The 16,842-nt window shown below is 73.1% G+C and carries 17 protein-coding genes; 7 read left to right on the top strand and 10 right to left on the bottom strand.

Features of this window, described 5'->3' with window-relative positions; translation table 11 throughout:
• Positions 1-28: 28 nt before the first annotated feature.
• The 3 genes from AMK11_RS00470 (at position 29) to AMK11_RS00460 (ending at position 3,643) form a co-directional block, all read left to right on the top strand.
• Positions 29-1,366 (top strand): pectate lyase family protein, encoded by a 1,338-nt coding sequence (locus AMK11_RS00470; protein WP_073721503.1) that lies wholly within the window; start codon positions 29-31, stop codon positions 1,364-1,366.
• A gap of 77 nt (positions 1,367-1,443) precedes the next feature.
• Complete coding sequence (locus tag AMK11_RS00465; RefSeq protein WP_073721502.1) at positions 1,444-2,571, top strand: pectinesterase family protein; 1,128 nt, start codon at positions 1,444-1,446, stop codon at positions 2,569-2,571.
• Positions 2,555-3,643, top strand: a complete 1,089-nt coding sequence (locus tag AMK11_RS00460) for a dienelactone hydrolase family protein (RefSeq protein ID WP_073721501.1) — start codon at positions 2,555-2,557, stop codon at positions 3,641-3,643. Before AMK11_RS00465 ends, AMK11_RS00460 begins: the two co-directional genes overlap by 17 nt.
• A 24-nt stretch (positions 3,644-3,667) precedes the next feature.
• Here the strand turns inward: AMK11_RS00460 and AMK11_RS00455 are convergent, their stop codons facing one another.
• The 8 genes from AMK11_RS00455 to AMK11_RS00420 form a co-directional block, all read right to left on the bottom strand.
• Positions 3,668-4,405, bottom strand: a complete 738-nt coding sequence (locus AMK11_RS00455; protein ID WP_073721500.1) for a hypothetical protein — start codon at positions 4,403-4,405, stop codon at positions 3,668-3,670.
• Entirely contained in the window at positions 4,402-4,968 is a 567-nt protein-coding gene (locus tag AMK11_RS00450; protein ID WP_073721499.1) for a SigE family RNA polymerase sigma factor, read from the bottom strand. Before AMK11_RS00450 ends, AMK11_RS00455 begins: the two co-directional genes overlap by 4 nt.
• Positions 4,969-5,120: 152 nt before the next feature.
• On the bottom strand, positions 5,121-6,575 hold the full coding sequence (locus tag AMK11_RS00445) for a peptidoglycan D,D-transpeptidase FtsI family protein (protein WP_073721498.1): 1,455 nt from the start codon (positions 6,573-6,575) through the stop codon (positions 5,121-5,123).
• A gap of 53 nt (positions 6,576-6,628) precedes the next feature.
• Positions 6,629-7,321, bottom strand: coding sequence for a response regulator transcription factor (locus AMK11_RS00440; RefSeq protein ID WP_073721497.1), 693 nt, complete (start codon positions 7,319-7,321; stop codon positions 6,629-6,631).
• Between the two features lie 37 nt (positions 7,322-7,358).
• Entirely contained in the window at positions 7,359-8,633 is a 1,275-nt protein-coding gene (locus AMK11_RS00435; protein WP_073721496.1) for a sensor histidine kinase, read from the bottom strand.
• On the bottom strand, positions 8,630-9,628 hold the full coding sequence (locus AMK11_RS00430) for a hypothetical protein (protein WP_073721495.1): 999 nt from the start codon (positions 9,626-9,628) through the stop codon (positions 8,630-8,632). Before AMK11_RS00430 ends, AMK11_RS00435 begins: the two co-directional genes overlap by 4 nt.
• Before the next feature lie 80 nt (positions 9,629-9,708).
• Positions 9,709-10,179: a GNAT family N-acetyltransferase gene (locus AMK11_RS00425; RefSeq protein WP_073721494.1), complete on the bottom strand. Its 471-nt coding sequence runs from the start codon at positions 10,177-10,179 to the stop codon at positions 9,709-9,711.
• A 3-nt stretch (positions 10,180-10,182) separates the two neighbouring features.
• Positions 10,183-10,956: an IclR family transcriptional regulator gene (locus AMK11_RS00420; RefSeq protein WP_073721493.1), complete on the bottom strand. Its 774-nt coding sequence runs from the start codon at positions 10,954-10,956 to the stop codon at positions 10,183-10,185.
• Between the two features lie 112 nt (positions 10,957-11,068).
• On the opposite strand from AMK11_RS00420, the gene AMK11_RS00415 reads away from it, so the two are divergent.
• From AMK11_RS00415 to AMK11_RS00400, 4 genes are all read left to right on the top strand, one after another.
• Positions 11,069-12,598, top strand: coding sequence for an aldehyde dehydrogenase (NADP(+)) (locus tag AMK11_RS00415; protein ID WP_073721492.1), 1,530 nt, complete (start codon positions 11,069-11,071; stop codon positions 12,596-12,598).
• Between the two features lie 129 nt (positions 12,599-12,727).
• Positions 12,728-13,336, top strand: a complete 609-nt coding sequence (locus AMK11_RS00410; protein WP_073721491.1) for a DUF1349 domain-containing protein — start codon at positions 12,728-12,730, stop codon at positions 13,334-13,336.
• Positions 13,337-13,421: 85 nt separating this feature from the next.
• Positions 13,422-14,135 carry a DsbA family oxidoreductase gene (locus tag AMK11_RS00405; RefSeq protein WP_073721490.1) on the top strand — a complete coding sequence of 238 codons (714 nt, stop codon included), beginning with the start codon at positions 13,422-13,424 and terminating at the stop codon, positions 14,133-14,135.
• A 59-nt stretch (positions 14,136-14,194) separates the two neighbouring features.
• A complete protein-coding gene (locus AMK11_RS00400; RefSeq protein ID WP_079187140.1) occupies positions 14,195-15,289 on the top strand; it encodes an aminotransferase class V-fold PLP-dependent enzyme in 1,095 nt (364 codons plus the stop codon).
• Positions 15,290-15,447: 158 nt separating this feature from the next.
• Here the strand turns inward: AMK11_RS00400 and thpD are convergent, their stop codons facing one another.
• Entirely contained in the window at positions 15,448-16,347 is a 900-nt protein-coding gene (thpD, locus tag AMK11_RS00395) for an ectoine hydroxylase (RefSeq protein ID WP_073721488.1), read from the bottom strand.
• Between the two features lie 6 nt (positions 16,348-16,353).
• Positions 16,354-16,752, bottom strand: coding sequence for an ectoine synthase (locus tag AMK11_RS00390; RefSeq protein ID WP_043374438.1), 399 nt, complete (start codon positions 16,750-16,752; stop codon positions 16,354-16,356).
• Between the last annotated feature and the right edge of the window lie 90 nt (positions 16,753-16,842).

Below are 16,842 nucleotides of genomic sequence, written 5' to 3'. Positions count from 1 at the left end.
GACACTTCCGGAAAAGGAGAGCCGCACCATGAGCACTTCGAGATGGCATGGGCATGCCACAAAGAGAACCGCCGCCCTCGTCGGCTGCACCGCCCTCGTCCTGAGCCTGACCGCCGCTGCCACCGCGCAGGCCCGTCCCGGTCACCACCACCCCCGCGACACCGCCCGGCAGACCCTGCCCGCCAACGACGGCTGGGCCTCCCACGGCACCGGTACCACCGGCGGGGCGGACGCCGGCCGGGAGCGCGTCTTCACCGTCTCCACCTGGGCCGAGTTCAAGGCCGCCCTCGCGGTGGAGGGCACCGCGCCGCGGATCGTCAAGGTGAAGGGCACGATCGACGCCGTGTCCGAGGGCTGCGAGGCCTTCGCCGCGCCCGGCTACGACTTCGACGCGTACCTGGAGAAGTACGCACCGGAGAACTGGGGCAGGGAGACCGACCTGAGCGACGAGCCCGACGACAGCCCCGAGGGGCTGCGCCGCGCCTCGGCCGAGCAGCAGGACCGGTCCATCAAGGCGAGCGTCCCCTCCAACACCACCATCATCGGCGTGGGCCGCGACGCCGGGCTCAAGGGCGCCAGCCTCCAGATCAAGGGCGTGGACAACGTCATCGTCCGCAACCTGACCTTCGAGAGCCCCGTGGACTGCTTCCCGCAGTGGGACCCCACCGACGGGGACAAGGGCAACTGGAACTCCGAGTACGACAGCGCCGTCGTGTACGGCTCGACGCACGTGTGGCTGGACCACAACACCTTCACCGACGGCGAGCACCCCGACAGCGCGGCGCCCACCTACTTCGGCATGCTGTACCAGCAGCACGACGGCCAGCTCGACATCGTGAAGGGCGCCGACTACGTCACCGCCTCCTGGAACGTCTTCACCGAGCACGACAAGACGATCCTCATCGGCAACAGCGACAGCGAGTCGACGGCCGTCGTCGACCGCGGTCACCTGAAGACGACCTTCCACCACAACCTCTTCAAGGACCTCGTCGAGCGCGCGCCCCGGGTGCGGTTCGGCCAGGTCGACGTCTACAACAACCACTTCGTGGCCGGCGAGGACTACTCCTACAGCTTCGGCGTCGGCAAGGAGTCCCAGCTCGTCGCCGAGCACAACGCCTTCACCCTGCCGGACGGCGTCAGCCCCGCGAAGGTCCTCAAGAAGTGGAGCGAGGCGCCGGTCACCGCCGCGCACAACCGGGTCAACGGCCGCTCCGTCGACCTGATCGCCGTGCACAACGCCCAGGTCCCGGACGAGACCCTCCAGTCGGGCGCGGGCTGGACACCCACCCTGCGCACCAAGGTCCTCCCCGCCTGGGCCGTCCCCTTCGTCGTCGGCCACGGCGCGGGCGCCGGCCGCCTGCGCTGACGCCCGCCCCCGAACCGGGCCGGGGCGCCCGCACCGCCCCGGCCCTTCCCTCCCGCGCCCCGAAGGAGAGCACCCGCATGCACCGACCCGCCCTGTCCCGCCGAGGCTTCCTCCTGACGACCGCCGGCACGGGCGCCGCCCTCGGCCTCGCGGCCGGCCCGGCCGTCGCCGGCGGTCCCCGCCGCCCGCGCCCGTTCGGCCGGTACGGTTCCCCGGCCGACCGCCGCACCCCGAAGACCCTGTACCTCGACCCGTACGGCCGCGGCGACTTCACCTCCGTCCAGGCCGCCGTCACCGCCGCCGAGGGCCCCGGCTGGACGCTGGTCCTCGCGCCCGGCACTTACCGCGAGACGGTGTCGGTGGCCGCCGACCGCACCGACGCGACCTGGATCGGCGCCTCCCACGACCCCCGCGACGTCGTCATCGTCTACGACAACGCGGCCGGCACCCCCAAGCCGGACGGCTCCGGCAACCACGGCACCAGCGGGTCGGCCACCACCACCGTGCGGGCGGACGGCTTCACCGCCCACCGGATCACCTTCGCCAACGACTGGCTGCGCGCCGACCACCCCGGCTTCAGCGGCACCCAGGCCGTCGCCATCAAGGTCCAGGGCGACCGCAGTGCCTTCCACCACTGCCGCTTCCTCGGCCACCAGGACACCCTCTACGCCGACACCCGCGACCTCGGCCACTTCGCCCGCCAGTACTTCGCCCACTGCTACGTCGAGGGCGACGTCGACTTCGTCTTCGGCCGGGCCACGGCCGTGTACGAGGACTGCCACTTCCGCACCCTGGTCCGCACCGACCTGTCCGGCGCCCCGTACGGCTTCGTCTTCGCGCCGTCCACCGCCGGCGCCAATCCGCGCGGCTACCTGGTGACGCGCGGCCGGGTCACCAGCGAGGCCCCCGACGGCTACTACAAGCTGGCCCGCCCCTGGGTGCCCAGCTCCGACACCACCGCCCGCCCCATGCTCACCGTGCGCGAGACCCGCCTCGGCGCGGGCATCGACGCGGTGGCGCCGTACGCCAACATGCGGGACGCCCACCCCTGGCAGGAGCAGCGGTTCGCCGAGTACCGCAACACCGGGCCGGGCGCCGCGGTCACCGTGCCGGAGAACCGGCCGCAGCTCACCCGCGCCGAGGCCGCCGCCCACACGCGGGAGGCGTACCTCGGCGACTGGCGGCCGTATGAGCGCCGGAGGTGATCCGCCGGGTGTGCTCCCCGGCTTCCACCCGGCGCTCAAGGACGAGCTGACCTTCCCGCTCGCCTGGGGCACCTCGCCGGTCCGGGACTTCGAGGCGTGGCGGCGGACCGCCCGCGCCACCGTGGAGGCGCACCTCCTCGTCGACCGGCAGGACGACACCCCGTACGCCCCCGAGTTCACCGCCCGCGAGGACGGCGACGGGTACACCCGGGAGCTGGTCACCCTCTCCCTCACCCGGTACGGACGGGTCCGCGGGGCCCTGCTCACCCCGCACGGCCCCGGGCCCTTCCCGGCCGTCCTGTTCCTGCACGACCACGGCTCGCGTTTCGACATCGGCAAGGAGAAGGCGGTCCGGCCCTGGTACGACGACACCCGGCTCGCCGCCGCCGAGGAGTGGGCGGACCGGCACTTCGACGGGCGCTTCCCCGGCGACGAGCTGGCCCGGCGCGGCTACGTGGTGTTCTGCGCGGACGCCCTGGGCTGGGGAGACCGCGAACCGCTCGCCTACGAGCGGCAGCAGGCCCTCGCCAGCAACCTCTTCCACCTCGGCAGCTCGCTGGCCGGGCTGCTGGCCCGCGAGGACCAGCGCGCCGCCGGCTTCCTGGCCGGCCTCGACCGCGTGGACGCCCGCCGGGTCGCGGCCGTCGGCTTCTCCATGGGCGGCTACCGCGCCTGGCAGGCCGCCGCCCTCAGCGACGACGTCGCCGCCGCGGTGAGCGTGTGCTGGATGACCGGCCTCAAGGGGATGCTGGTGCCCGGCAACAACACCCTGCGCGGGCAGTCGGCGTTCCACATGCTGCACCCCGGGCTCGCCCGCCACCTCGACCTGCCCGACGTGGCGAGCATCGCCGCACCGAAGCCCATGCTGTTCCTCGGCGGTGGACAGGACCCGCTGTTCACCGCCGAGGGCGTCCGCACCGCCCACGCCCGGCTGCGCGCCGTCTGGCACTCGCTCGGCGCCGCCGGCCGGCTGCGCACCGAGACCTGGCCGGACGCAGGGCACGCCTTCCCGGGGCGCATGCAGGACGCGGCCGTCGCGTGGCTGGATTCGGTCACGGACGCCGGGTCCTGAAACGGGGAACGCCCGCCGGTCGTTTCACGAACCGCCGTCGCGGGGTGCGAAGTCACCTCGCACCGAGAACCCGCCGGACCCGCCGGTGGCCGTCGCGGTGTAGCGGTCGTCCCGCGCGTCCCGGCCCCCGCGGTCGTGGTCGTACTGGCCGGCGAACATCCACTCGCCCGCCGGGACCGTACGGCCCTCCTTCAGCGTCCACCGGTACACCAGGAAGCCGTCCCGCTCGCCGACGGCGAAGGCGAAGTCGTCCTCGGGCAGGGAGCGCCAGGCGCCGGTCGAGGCGACCCCGCCGGTCTGCGCCACCCTCAGTTCCACGGTGAGCGCGGTCAGGGGCTCGGCGGTCCTGAGGGTGACGTTGCTCTGCGCCCAGAACTCGTGGCTGTGCGGGTCCACCGAGCCGTCCGACCACAGCGGGCCGTCGGCCACGGCGGGGGCGTCCGGGGCCTTCGACCGGGGTGCGGTGCTTGGGGCCGACGAGGTGGTGGCGACCGAACGCCGCCCGGGAGCGTCGTCCTTCACCGCGGAGGCGACCGCGTAGCCGCCGACGGCGAGGACCCCCGCCACGGCGGCCGTCGCCCCGGCCACCCGCGCCCAGCCCGGCAGCGGCGGACGCGTCGTCCGGTGGTGGACCGGGCGGTCCCCGCCCGCCATTCCGCGCTCCACCCGCGCCAGGATGCGCGTCCGGTCGGGCCGGTGCGCACCGGCCGCCTCGTGCAGCCGGGCCCGCAGCTCCTCGTCCACGTCCCGCCGCCCGGTCATCGGTTCCTTCCCGCGGCCCCGCCACTGCGCGCGATCGCCGCGTGCACCTGCCCGACGGCCGCCCGCGTGCCCAGCAGCCGCTGCAGTTCGGCCATCCCCTTCGACGTCTGGCTCTTCACCGTACCCACCGAGACGCCCAGGGCGAGCGCCGTGTCCTTCTCCGAGAGGTCGAACGCGTGGCGCAGCACCACGCACGCCCGCTTGCGGAACGGCAGCCGGCGCAGCGCCTCCTGCACGTCCACCACACCGGCGACGTCCGGGTTCTCCGTCCTCTCCTCGCGCTGCGACCAGAACAGGGCGACCCGTCTGCGCTCGCGCACGGCGGTGCGGACACGGGTGCGGGCGAGGTTGGCGACGACGCCGCGCGCGTACGCCGCCGGACGGTCGGCGGCGCGGACCCGGTCCCAGCGGTGCCACAGGGCCAGCAGGGCGTCCGCCGCGAGGTCGTCGGCGGCGTCCGGTTCGCCGGTCAGCAGATGGGCGAGCCGGGCGAGTTCCGCGTAGTGGCGCTCGAAGAAGGCGTGGAACTCCGCGGAGGCGGCGTCGTCGACGAACGTCCCCACGGGCGGACCCTCCTCGCAGCGGCTTCCCCGGCGTCGAACAGCCGTGCGCCGGGCCGGAGTCCGGAACTGTAGCAGCGTCCGACGCACCACCCGTACGGTGCGTCGAACGCCGTGTGACAAGCCGAACCGGCCGCAGAAGCCTGCCCGTTGGGTCAGCTCTTGAGCGCCGCCTCCATCATCGCCTTGGCCACCGGGGCGGCCAGGCCGTTGCCGCTGACCTCGGAGCGGGCCGCGTCGGACTGCTCGATGATGACCGCCACGGCCACCTCCCGGTCCGAAGAGTCCGACTTGGCGTACGAGGTGAACCAGGCGTACGGGGTCTTGCTGTTGTTCTCGCCGTGCTGGGCGGTGCCCGTCTTGCCGCCCACGGTCGCGCCGGAGATCTGCGCGTTGGACCCCGTGCCCTTCTCGACGACCGTCTGCATCGCCGACCGCAGCTGCTCGGCCGTGTCGGAGGAAACGATTCGCTTCGAGTCGGGGTCGGTGTGGTCCTCCAGGACCTCGCCGCCGCTGTCGGTGATCTGCGACACCATGTGCGGCGAGACCAGCTCACCGCCGTTGGCCAGCGCCGCCGACACCATGGCCATCTGCAGCGGGGTCGCCGTCACGTCGAACTGGCCGATGCCCGTCAGCGCCGTCGACGACTTGTTCATGTCCTTCGGGTACACGCTGGTGTAGGCGCGCACCGGCACGTCCTGCGTCTCGTCGTTGAAGCCGAACTTCTCGGCCATCGCCCGCAGCTTGTCTTGGCCGAGGTCGACGGCCATCTTCGCGAAGACGTTGTTGCACGAGTACTGCAGCGCGGTGCGGATCGTGGCGTCCTCGCAGGGCGCGTTCGGGTTCTCGTTCGTCAGGTCCGTCACGGTGCCCGGCAGCGTGTAGGGGTCCGGGCTGTCGGTCTTCTCGTCCACCGACCCGTACAGCCCGTCCTCCAGCGCGGCGGCCGCCACGACCAGCTTGAACGTCGAGCCCGGCGGCAGCGGCTGGCGCAGCGCGCGGTTGGTCAGCGGCTTGTCCGGGTCCCTGGTCAGCCTCTCCCAGGCCTCACCTGCGGTGTTGGCGTCGGTCAGCGACGTCGGGTCGTACGACGGGGTCGAGACGACCGCCAGGATCTCGCCGGTCTTCGGGTCGATCGCGACGGCGGCGCCCTTGGTCTCGCCCAGCGCCTCGAATCCGGCCTTCTGCACGGCCGGGTCGATGGTCGTGACCACGTTGCCCGGCTCGGCGCGGGTGCCGGTGACCGTGTCCATCACCGTCTTCAGCCGCGGGTCGGTGCCGTTGAGCACGTCCTGGTAGATGCCCTCCAGCTGCGTCGGCGCGTACGCCTGTGAGGCGTAGCCCGTCACCGCGGCGTACAGCTTGCCGTTCTCGTACGTCCGCTTGTACGCGAGGTCACCCCCCTCCGTGGGTGCCGAGCCGGTGACCGACCGGCCGGCCACGATGATGTTCCCCAGCGGCTCCGCGTACGTCTCGATCGCGTTGCGCCGGTTTTCCTTGTCGTCCGCGAGTGCCTCGGCCTTGTAGAACTGCACCCAGGTCGCCCTGACCAGCAGAGCGAACACCAGGAGCAGCGTGAAGACCGATGCGCGCCTGATCGTCTTGTTCATCCCGCTTGCAGGACGAACGGGGCGGAGCGAAACGTTCCCGTGTGCCCGTTTTCTCATCGTCCGTTCATGAAGCCGGCCTCGTAGGCCCGGATGACCGCCTGGGTGCGGTCGCGGCTGCCGGTCTTCGCCAGCACCGACGCCACATGGGTCTTCACCGTGGCCGGCCCCACCCGCATGCGCCCGGCGATCTCGGCGTTGGTCAGCCCGGTCGCCATCAGGCGCAGCACCTCGGCCTCACGTCCCGTGAGCCGTGCCGCCCACGCCGGCGGGGCGGGGTTGGCGCGCGCGTGCTCGGCCGCCAGCGCGCGCACCGCTGACGGGAACAGCAGCGTGTCGCTGTGCGCCACCAGCCGCACCGCCCGGACGAGCGTGTCGGCGTCGGCACGCTTGAGCAGGAAACCGGCGGCCCCGGCGCGCAGGGCGTCGTAGACGTACGCGTCGTTCTCGAAGGTGGTGACGACCACGACGCGGGGCGGGTCGGCGAGCGTGGCGAGGATCTGCTCGGTGGCGCGGATGCCGTCGGTCCCGGGCATGCGGACGTCCATCAGGACCACGTCCGGCAGGGTCTCCCGCACGACCGAGACGGCCTCGGCCCCGGTGGCCGCCTCGCCCGCGACCTCAAGGTCCGGCTCGGCGGAGAGGATGGCGCGCAGGGCGGTGCGGACCATGCGCTCGTCGTCGGCGAGGACGATCCGGACGGGCGGGCGGGCCGCCCGGTCCGCTGCGGTCTCCTGCGATGCCGTCACACGGTCTCCTTCGGTCTTCTCCCGCGACCGCGGTCGGTCACGTGGTGCTCGCCAGGGGCAGCCGTACGTGGAGTCGCCACGTCCGGCCGACGGGACCCGCCTCCGCCACCCCGCCCAGCAGGCGGGCCCGGTCGGCGATGCCGCGCAGGCCGTGGCCGCCGCCGGGGCGCGGGATGCCGTCGGACGGGTGGGCCGCCTCGCCCGCCGGGCCGACGGGGTTCTCCACGGTGATCCGCAGCTGGCCGTCCCGTACCTCGACGCACAGGGCCACGGGGGTCTGGCCGCCCGCGTGCCGCAGCGCGTTGCTCAGTCCCTCCTGCACGATGCGGTACGCCTCCCGGGACACCGGCGGCGGCAGCGCGCGCGGGTCGGCGGCGACGGTGGCCGTGACCCGCAGGCCGCCCGCGCGGGTGCGGTCCAGCAGGCCGTCGAGGTCGGCGGCGAGGGTGGGGGCGGGCGCGGTGCCGGGCGCGTCGCCGTCGCGCAGGACGCCCAGTACGGCGTCGAGCTCGCCGACCGTGCGCCGCGTGGTGTCCTCGATCGCGGCGAGGGCCTCGCGGACGAACTCCGGGTCGGAGTCCAGCAGCCGGCGGGCCGCGCTCGCCTGGAGGGTGACCGCGCTCAGGGCGTGGCCCACGGAGTCGTGCAGTTCGCGCGCCAGCCGGTTGCGGACGGCGAGGTCGGCGGCGCGTGCCTCGGCCGCCGCCACCCGGTCCTCGGGGGAGGGGCCGAGCAGGGCGGGCGCCCACCGGGCCAGCAGCGTGCCGCACCCGGCGGCGCACGCGGCGAGCGCGACCAGCATCACGGCACCCGCGACCGGCGCGAGCGCGAGCGCCCACGCGTGGTCGAGGACGCCGGGCAGCCCCGCCGGGTCGTCGCGCAGCGCCGGCACGAAGGGCAGCGCGATCAGCGCCGCCGCGAACGGCGGCACCGCCAGCGACATTCCCGCGACGATCCCGCCCAGGCCGAGATGGAGCGTGAACCAGGCCGCCGTACGCCCCTTCTCACCCTTCGTCCGGGCGGGCCCGTACGCCAGCCGGTCCGCCCCGACCCCGCACAGCCACCGCACCACGCCGGACTCCAGGGGGCGGGTGAGCGGGAACAGCGAGGTGACCGCGGCGAGCGGCAGGCCCACCGCGAACGAGGCCAACTGGAGGGTGAGCGACCCGAAGACGTTGTCGACGCCGGTGAACGGGCCGACGACGACCGAGCCGACGAGGACGTACGGCATGGCGAGCGCGCCGCCGAGGATCAGGTGGATCCACCGCAGCCGGGCCCGCCGGCCGAACAGGAGTCGGACGAGAGCGGTCACGGCCGGACGCGGGCCTTGGCCGACCGCCGGGCGAGGAAGTGGGCGCCGACTGAGGCGAGGAGGAGGCCGACGGTCATCTGACCAGCGTAGGTGAACGTCATCAGCGCTGTGGGGCGCTCCGCGGAATCGTCCGCCGGCAGCAGCGCCGCGAGCAGCACCCAGCCGCCCCAGCAGGCGGCGGCGCCGGACCCCACCCAGGCCGAGGCGAGGGGCATCTTGACCGGCAGGATCCGCGCGCCGCGGAAGGCGAGCAGCAGGGTCCCGGCGACCGCCGCCGCCAGGAAGGCGACGTGCATGGCCTCCAGCACCCGGAAGCCGGCGGTGCGCTCCCCGTCCCCGAGCCCCGTGATGCCGCCGCACGCCCAGTACAGCCGGACCGCGGCCGGGAACGACGCGAGGACCGCCCCGACGACGGCGAGCGCCTTGTACGGCGCCCCGACGGAGCGCACCGGCAGGTCCCACACCCGCCCGCGCCACAGGTGCCCCCAGCGGCCGCGTGCGTAGAGCACGAACAGCGCCCCCAGGGCCAGCCCCTGCACGATGAACCCGGTGTACACGACCGTGAACACCCATGGGTCGAGGAAGGGTTCGCTGCCCGAGCCCGACGCGGACACGTCGTCCCCGCCGAACGCCCGCGTCAGGAGCTGCAACGGGAACCCGGCCATGATCGGCGCGAGCAGCCCCGTGGCGACCCACACCGGGAACGCCAGCGCCCACGCGGGCACCCGCAGGCCCCAGGGACGGGTCAGCACCAGGGTCAGCACGATCACACAGCTGTCCAGCAGCAGGGTCAGTGCGTTGCCCACCGCCATGGCCGTCCGGTGCTCCAGCAGTACGCTGCCGTCCGGTATCCCGAGGTGACTCCCGGCGATCCAGGCGACCTTGAGCCCGAGGTAGGGAAGGCAGGCGGCGACGGCGGTGGCGCGCAGCAGCCGGTGTGTCCGGGTGGTGCGGCCGGGAGCCGGCGCGGAGGCGGGTGCGAGCGTCTGCGTCATGGCTCCACGCTCCCGTGTCCGGCCCCGCGGGCGCGTCCTGCGCCGCGACGATCCGCCTCCGCCGCGCGGCGGAGAGCCGGTCAGCCCGCGAGGTGCAGCACGACCTCGTCGATCTCCTCGCCCCGGGCCCGGGCGAACCCGCGGGCCCGGGCGGTCGTCTCGAAGCCGCACTTCTCCAGCACCCGGCGCGATCCGGCGTTGTCCGCCGCCGCGCGTGCGTACAGCGGGCGGTCGCGCACCTCGGAGAGCAGGGCCCGCAGCGCCGTCGTGGCCACCCCGCGCCCCCAGTACGCCCGGTCGATCCAGTACGTCACCTCGCGCTCGCCCGGCTCCCCGTACACCGCCGTGCTGCCGATCACGTCACCGTCGCCCAGGATGGTGCGCACGACGTCGCGCGAGGCCCGGATCTTGCGCCAGTGCGTCGTGAACGCGTCCCAGTCGGCGGGGTCCGGCGGGGTGAAGGCCGCCATGCGCAGGGCTTCCGGATCGTTCATCTGCCGGAAGAAGACGGGCAGGTCGCTGTCGTGTACCTCGCGCAGTGCGATGTCCATGGATCAGAGCCTACGCGTGGCCAGCGTCAGCCGGTCCCGCGCGTCGAACAACGCGTCCTTCACCATCTGCTCGTGCGCGGGCGTCAGCCGCGCCACCGGCACCGAGCAGCTGATCGCGTCCCGCGCGGGAGTGCGGTAGGGCACCGCCACGCCGAAGCAGCGCAGGCCCAGCGTGTTCTCCTCGCGGTCCACGGCGAAGCCCTGCTCCCGCACCTGGCGCAGCTCCTCGATGAGCTTCTCCCGGTCGGTGATGGTGTGCTCGGTCAGCGCGGGCAGCGTCTCCGGGAGCATCTTGCGCACCTGCTCGTCGCTGTAGGTGCTCAGCAGCGCCTTGCCCAGCGACGTCGAGTGCGCGGGCAGCCGGCGGCCGACCCGGGTGAACGGCCGCAGGTAGTGCTGCGACTGCCGGGTGGCGAGGTAGACGACGTTGGTGCCGTCCAGCCGCGCCAGGTGGATGGTCTCCGTGGTGTCGTCGGAGAGCCGGTCCAGCGTGGGCCGCGCCGCCGCGACCACCTCGTCGCCGTCGATGTACGACGTGCCGACCAGCAGCGCCCGCACGCCGATGCCGTACCGGGTGCCGGTCGAGTCGGTCTCCACCCAGCCCAGCTCCACCAGCGTGCGCAGCAGCATGTAGAGGCTGGACTTGGGATAGCCCACGGCCTCCTGGACGGACGCGAGGGAGTGCATACCGGGGCGTCCGGCGAAGTACTCGAGCAGTTCCACCGTCCGCACGGCGGACTTGACCTGCGCTCCGCCCCCCGTCTCGCCAGCCGACATCGCCCTTGACCCCTTCGTTCGCCGGGAAATAGTCTCCAACAGCATATTCATCATGAGAGACAGCGTTCAGTATATCGAACGAGCCCGATGTTGAGCACGTGGAGGGACCGCGGTGGCAGCAGCACCAGTCTGGAGTGTCGACCCCCGTACCGGGAAGCAGCGTGAACAGGTCGCGGTGGAAGCCACGGCCCGGGAGGTGGACGCCGCCGTACGCGCCGCGCACGCCGCCCGGGACGCCCTCGCCGACCGCACCGTCCGCGCGGCCTTCCTGCGCACCGCCGCCGAGGAACTGAAGGCGGCCGAGGCCACCCTGGTCGAGGCCGCCGACGCGGAGACCGCGCTCGGCCCGGTCCGGCTCACCGGCGAACTCGCCCGCACCTGCTACCAGCTGCGCGCCTTCGCCGGCATCGTCGACGAGGGCGAGTTCCTCGGCGTCGTCGTCAACCACCCCGACGACACCGCCACCCCGCCGATCCCCGACCTGCGCCGCTACAAGGTGCCGCTCGGCGTCGTGGCCGTCTACTCCGCCTCGAACTTCCCCTTCGCCTTCTCCGTCCCCGGCGGCGACACCGCGAGCGCCCTCGCGGCCGGCTGCCCGGTCGTGGTCAAGGCCCACCCGGACCACCCGGCCCTGTCCGAGCTGGTGGCGAAGGTGCTGCGCCGGGCCGCCGCGCGGCACGACCTTCCCGAGGGCGTCATCGGCCTGGTGCACGGCTTCGACGCCGGCATCGAGCTGATCAAGCACCCGCTGGTCGCGGCGGCCGGTTTCACGGGGTCGGTCCGCGGTGGGCGCGCGCTGTTCGACGCGGCGGCGGCACGTCCGGTCCCGATCCCCTTCCACGGCGAGCTGGGCTCGCTGAACCCGGTCGTGGTCACGGAGGCGGCGGCCGCGGAGCGGGCGGAGGCGATCGGCGCCGGGCTGGCCGGTTCGATGACCCTGGGCGTCGGCCAGTTCTGCGTGAAGCCCGGCCTGGTCCTGGTCCCGGCGGGTGACGCCGGGGACGGCCTGGTCAAGTCCCTCACGGACGCGGTCGGCACCACCGACGCCGGGGTGCTGCTCGACCACCGGATGCGGGACAACTTCGTCGCCGGGGTCGCCGAGCGCGCGGCGCTGCCCGACGTGGACTCGCCGGTGACGCCGGGCCCGGGCGGCGAGCACACCGTCAGCGCCGGCTTCCTGACCGTGCCGGCCGCGCGGCTGGCGGCCCGGGGCGAGCACGACCTGCTGCTGGAGGAGTGCTTCGGGCCGGTCACCGTGGTGGCCCGCTACGAGGACGAGGCCGAGGTCCGGGGCGTGCTGTCGCGGCTGCCGGGGAACCTGACGGCGACGGTCCAGCTCTCCGCCGGGGAGGCGGCGGGGGACGGGGCCGGGGCGGCCCTCCTCGCCGAGGTGACGCCGCTGGCGGGGCGGGTGCTGGTGAATGGGTGGCCGACGGGGGTCGCGGTGGCGGCGGCCCAGCATCACGGGGGGCCGTACCCGGCGACCACTTCGACGTCCACGTCGGTGGGGGGTACGGCTGTTGAGCGGTGGCTGCGGCCGGTCGCTTATCAGGGGGTGCCGGAGGCGTTGCTGCCGGCTGAGCTGCGGGACGGGAATCCGCTGGGGCTGCCTCGGCGGTTCAATGGGGTGCTTGAGCGGTAGCGCCGTGGGGGTGCGGTTCGTATGCGGGGTGCTGCGCCGTTGTGGCTGGTCGCGCCCACGCGGCGGAGCCGCACATCGATGCAGCCCCGCGCCCCTGGGTGGGATCCGGCGGCCTGAGAGGATCATGCAATGTCGCTTGAACTTCCCGAACTGCCCTTTCCCCTCCGTCCATACGGCCCCGACGGCGATTGGGCCTACGAGGACGGTGTCCTCACCGGGACCGCCGGGCCCCGGCAGGACCGGTTCGTGCCGCCGACCGGGGAAGCACTGGACCCCGCCTCCGACGCGCCCCGGCTGCTGGGTGCTCCCGAGGGGGACTTCCAGCTGATCGCCCGTGTCACCGTCGGGTTCGGGGCCGCCTTCGACGCCGGGGTGCTCTACGTGCACGTCGGCGAGCGGGCCTGGGCCAAGCTGTGCCTGGAGTACTCCCCGGACGTGGCCACCGTCTGCACGGTGGTCACCCGGGGGCACTCCGACGACTGCAACTCCTTCACCGTGGACGGGGACTCGGTGTGGCTGCGGGTCAGCCGCACCGGACGGGCCTTCGCCTTCCACGCCTCCCTCGACGGCGAACGCTGGACCTTCGTCCGGCTCTTCACGCTGGGCGACGAGGAGGAGACCGGCACCGCCCTGGTCGGCTTCCTGGCGCAGGCGCCGACGGGCGAGGGCTGCACGGTGACGTACGACCGGCTGGAGTTCCGGCCGGCCTGGCCGGCGGATCCGCGGGACGGCAGCTGAGGCGGGAATGGGACCGGCTGGTTGAAGGTTCACCCAGGTAGCGGAGGGGGCCTCCGCACCGTACGACCTGGAGAAGAGCCGAGACATGCGCGTCGAGATCTGGAGCGACATCGCCTGCCCGTGGTGCTATGTGGGCAAGGCCCGCTTCGAGAAGGCGCTGGCGGCCTTCGAGCACCGGGACGGCGTCGAGGTGGTCCACCGGTCCTTCGAGCTGGACCCCGGGCGGGCCAGGGACGACGTCCAGCCCGTGCTGACCATGCTCACCGCGAAGTACGGCATGAGCGAGGCGCAGGCCCAGGCCGGTGAGGACAACCTCGGCACGCAGGCCGCCGCCGAGGGCCTGGACTACCGCACCCGGGGCCGCGACCACGGCAGCACCTTCGACATGCACCGGCTGCTGTACCTCGCCAAGGACAAGGGCCGGCAGGAGGCGCTGCTGGACGCCCTGTACCGGGCCAACTTCGCCGAGGAGCGTTCCGTCTTCAACGACGACGAGCGCCTGGTCGGCCTGGCCGTCGCCGCCGGTCTGGACGCGGAGGCCGCCCGCGCGGTGCTCGCCGACCCCACCGCCTACGCCGACGAGGTCCGCGCCGACGAGCGCGAGGCCGCGCAGCTCGGGGCGACGGGTGTGCCGTTCTTCGTACTCGACCGGAAGTACGGTGTCTCCGGCGCCCAGCCCGCCGAGGTCTTCGCGCAGGCGCTGACCCAGGCGTGGGGCGAGCGCACGCCCCTGAAGCTGATCGACGACGGGGGCGCCGAGGCGTGCGGTCCGGACGGGTGCGCGGTGCCCGGGCGGTGAAGCCGCAGGTGGGCGCGCTCGCATAAGCGTCCCTTGGAGGTACCGCGTAGAAATACGCGATGGACGGGGAGATCCCGGGGCCGCACAGTGGTCCCATGGAGAGCTTCGACAATCTCGTCCGTACCGAGTTCGCCCCGAAGACCACGTACCTCAACACCGCCAGCACCGGTCTGCTCCCCGCCCGGACCCTCGTCGCCATGCGGGACGCGGCGGCCTCGGCGGCGGCCGGGCTGCCGTCCGACATGTTCGCCGACGTCGAGGCGTCCCGGTCCGCCTACGCCCGGCTGACGGGGGTGCCCGTCACCCGGGTCGCGGCCGGCGCGTCGGTCGCCACGTACAGCGGGCTCGTCGCCGCCTCGCTGCCCCAGGGCGCCGAAGTACTCACTGCCGAGGGCGACTTCAGTTCCCTGGTGAATCCGCTGTACTCGCGCGGTGATCTCAAGGTGCGCAGTGTGCCGCTGGAGCGGGTCGCCGAGTCGGTGGGCCCGGACACCGCGCTCGTCGCGGTCAGCTCCGTCCAGTCCGCCGACGGGCGGATCGCGGACCTCGCGGCGGTGCGGGACGCCGCCCGGGCGCACGGGGCCCGGACGCTGGTCGACGCCTCGCAGTCGGGCGGGTGGCTGCCGCTGGCCGCGGACGACTTCGACTTCGTGGTGGCCGTCGCCTACAAGTGGGTGCTCTGCCCGCGCGGCGTCGCCTTCCTCGTCGTACCGGAGGACCTGGGCGAGGCGGCCGGGCTGACGCCGCTGTTCGGCGGGTGGGCGTCGGGGGAGCGCCCCTGGGACAGCTGCTACGGCCGCGTCGAGGAACTCGCGCACTCCGCGCGGCGCTTCGACGAGAGCCCCGCCCTGTTCTCCTACACGGGAGCCCGGCACTCCCTGGCCCTGATCGAGGAGCTGGGCGCCGACGCCGTGCACGCCCACGACACCGCCCTCGCCGACCGGTTCCGCGCGGGGCTCGCCTCCCTGGGCCACGAGCCGGTGCCCGCGCCGGGCTCCGCGATCGTGTCCGTGCCCGGACTCGGCCACCGCCAGGAGGAGTTGGGCCGGTCCGGGATCCAGGTCTCCGACCGGGCGGGCAACCTGCGGGCCGCCTTCCACGTGTACAACACGGCGGCGGACGTGGACCGGCTGCTGGACGTGCTGGCGGGCTGACCCGGCAGGTCCGGGAAGAACATCGGGCAGGGGCCTCCCGTCCCACACGAAAAGGCCCCTGCCCGAGATCAGACGCGGGTCACTTCACCGGCGTGAAGTCCCGCGCGCCGATGCTGTCATCTCCGGGGGACAACCCCCGGACCCCCGGCCGAGCCGGGTCACCGGACGGGAGTGAAGTCCCGCGCGCCGATGAACTCCGGCCGCCGGATCGGTGCCGCGAACGGCTCGACCGCCGTGTTCTCCACGCTGTTGAACACGATGAACACGTTGCTGCGCGGGAACGGCGTGATGTTGTCGCCGGAGCCGTGCATGCAGTTGCAGTCGAACCAGGTCGCCGAGCCGGCCTTGCCGGTGAACAGCTTGATGCCGTACTCGGACGCCATCTTCGTCAGCGCCTCGTCGGACGGCGTCCCCGCGTCCTGCATCTGCAGGGACTTCTTGTAGTTGTCCTTCGGCGTGGCCCCCGCGCACCCGAGGAACGTCTTGTGCGACCCCGGCATGATCATCAGACCGCCGTTGGTGTCGTAGTTCTCGGTGAGCGCGATCGAGACCGAGATCGTGCGCATGTTGGGCAGGCCGTCCTCGGCGTGCCAGGTCTCGAAGTCCGAGTGCCAGTAGAAGCCGCTGGCGCCGAAGCCCGGCTTCACGTTGATCCGCGACTGGTGGACGTAGACGTCCGAGCCGAGGATCTGCCGGGCCCGCCCGACCACGCGCTCGTCGCGCACCAGCTTGGCGAAGACCTCGCTGATCTTGTGCACCTCGAAGACCGACCGGATCTCCTGGGACTGCGGCTCCACGATCGAGCGCTCGTCCGCGCGGATGGCCGGGTCGGTGGTGAGCCGCTCCAGCTCGCGCGCGTAGACCTCTACCTCGTCCGGCCCGATGAGCTGGTCGATGGCGAGGAAGCCGTCGCGGTCCAGGGACTGGAGGTCACCCGCCGAGACGGGACCGGGCGTGTCCGGGGAGCCCCAGACGACCGGGTCCTGCCGAGGAGTGGCCACCTCGGTGGCGCCGCGGGTGGGATAGAGATCGGTGACGTTCGTGGTCGTGGTGGTCACGGTGACTCACACCTCCTCGGTGAGCAGCGGGTAGACGCCGTTCTCGTCGTGATCCTCCCGTCCGGTGACGGGCGGGTTGAAGACACAGATGCAGTGGAAGTCCTCCTTGACCTTGAGCGTGTGCCGCTCGTGGCCGTTGAGGAGGTACATGGTCCCCGGCGTGATGTGGTAAGTCTTCCCCGTCTCGCGGTCGGTCAGCTCGGCGTCGCCCTTGGTGCAGACGACTGCCTCGATGTGGTTCGCGTACCACATCGACGTCTCCGTACCCGCGTACAGGATCGTCTCGTGGACGGAGAAGCCGACCTTCTCCTTCGCGAGGACGATGCGCTTGCTCTCCCAGGTGCCGGACGCCGATTTCACGTGCCGGTCGGTGCCTTCGATCTCCTTGAACGAACGGACGATCACGGTGTTGCGATGCCTCCTAGGTGAAGGGTGTGCAATGGTCCCCGGCGCCTTCGGCCGCGCGGGCCGAAGGCGCCGGAAGCAGTGGTGGTG

Source organism: Streptomyces sp. CB02414, assembly GCF_001905385.1.
GTDB lineage: Bacteria > Actinomycetota > Actinomycetes > Streptomycetales > Streptomycetaceae > Streptomyces.
The sequence above is the reverse complement of the archived record's forward strand: the minus strand, read 5'-3'. Positions and strand labels throughout refer to the sequence as shown.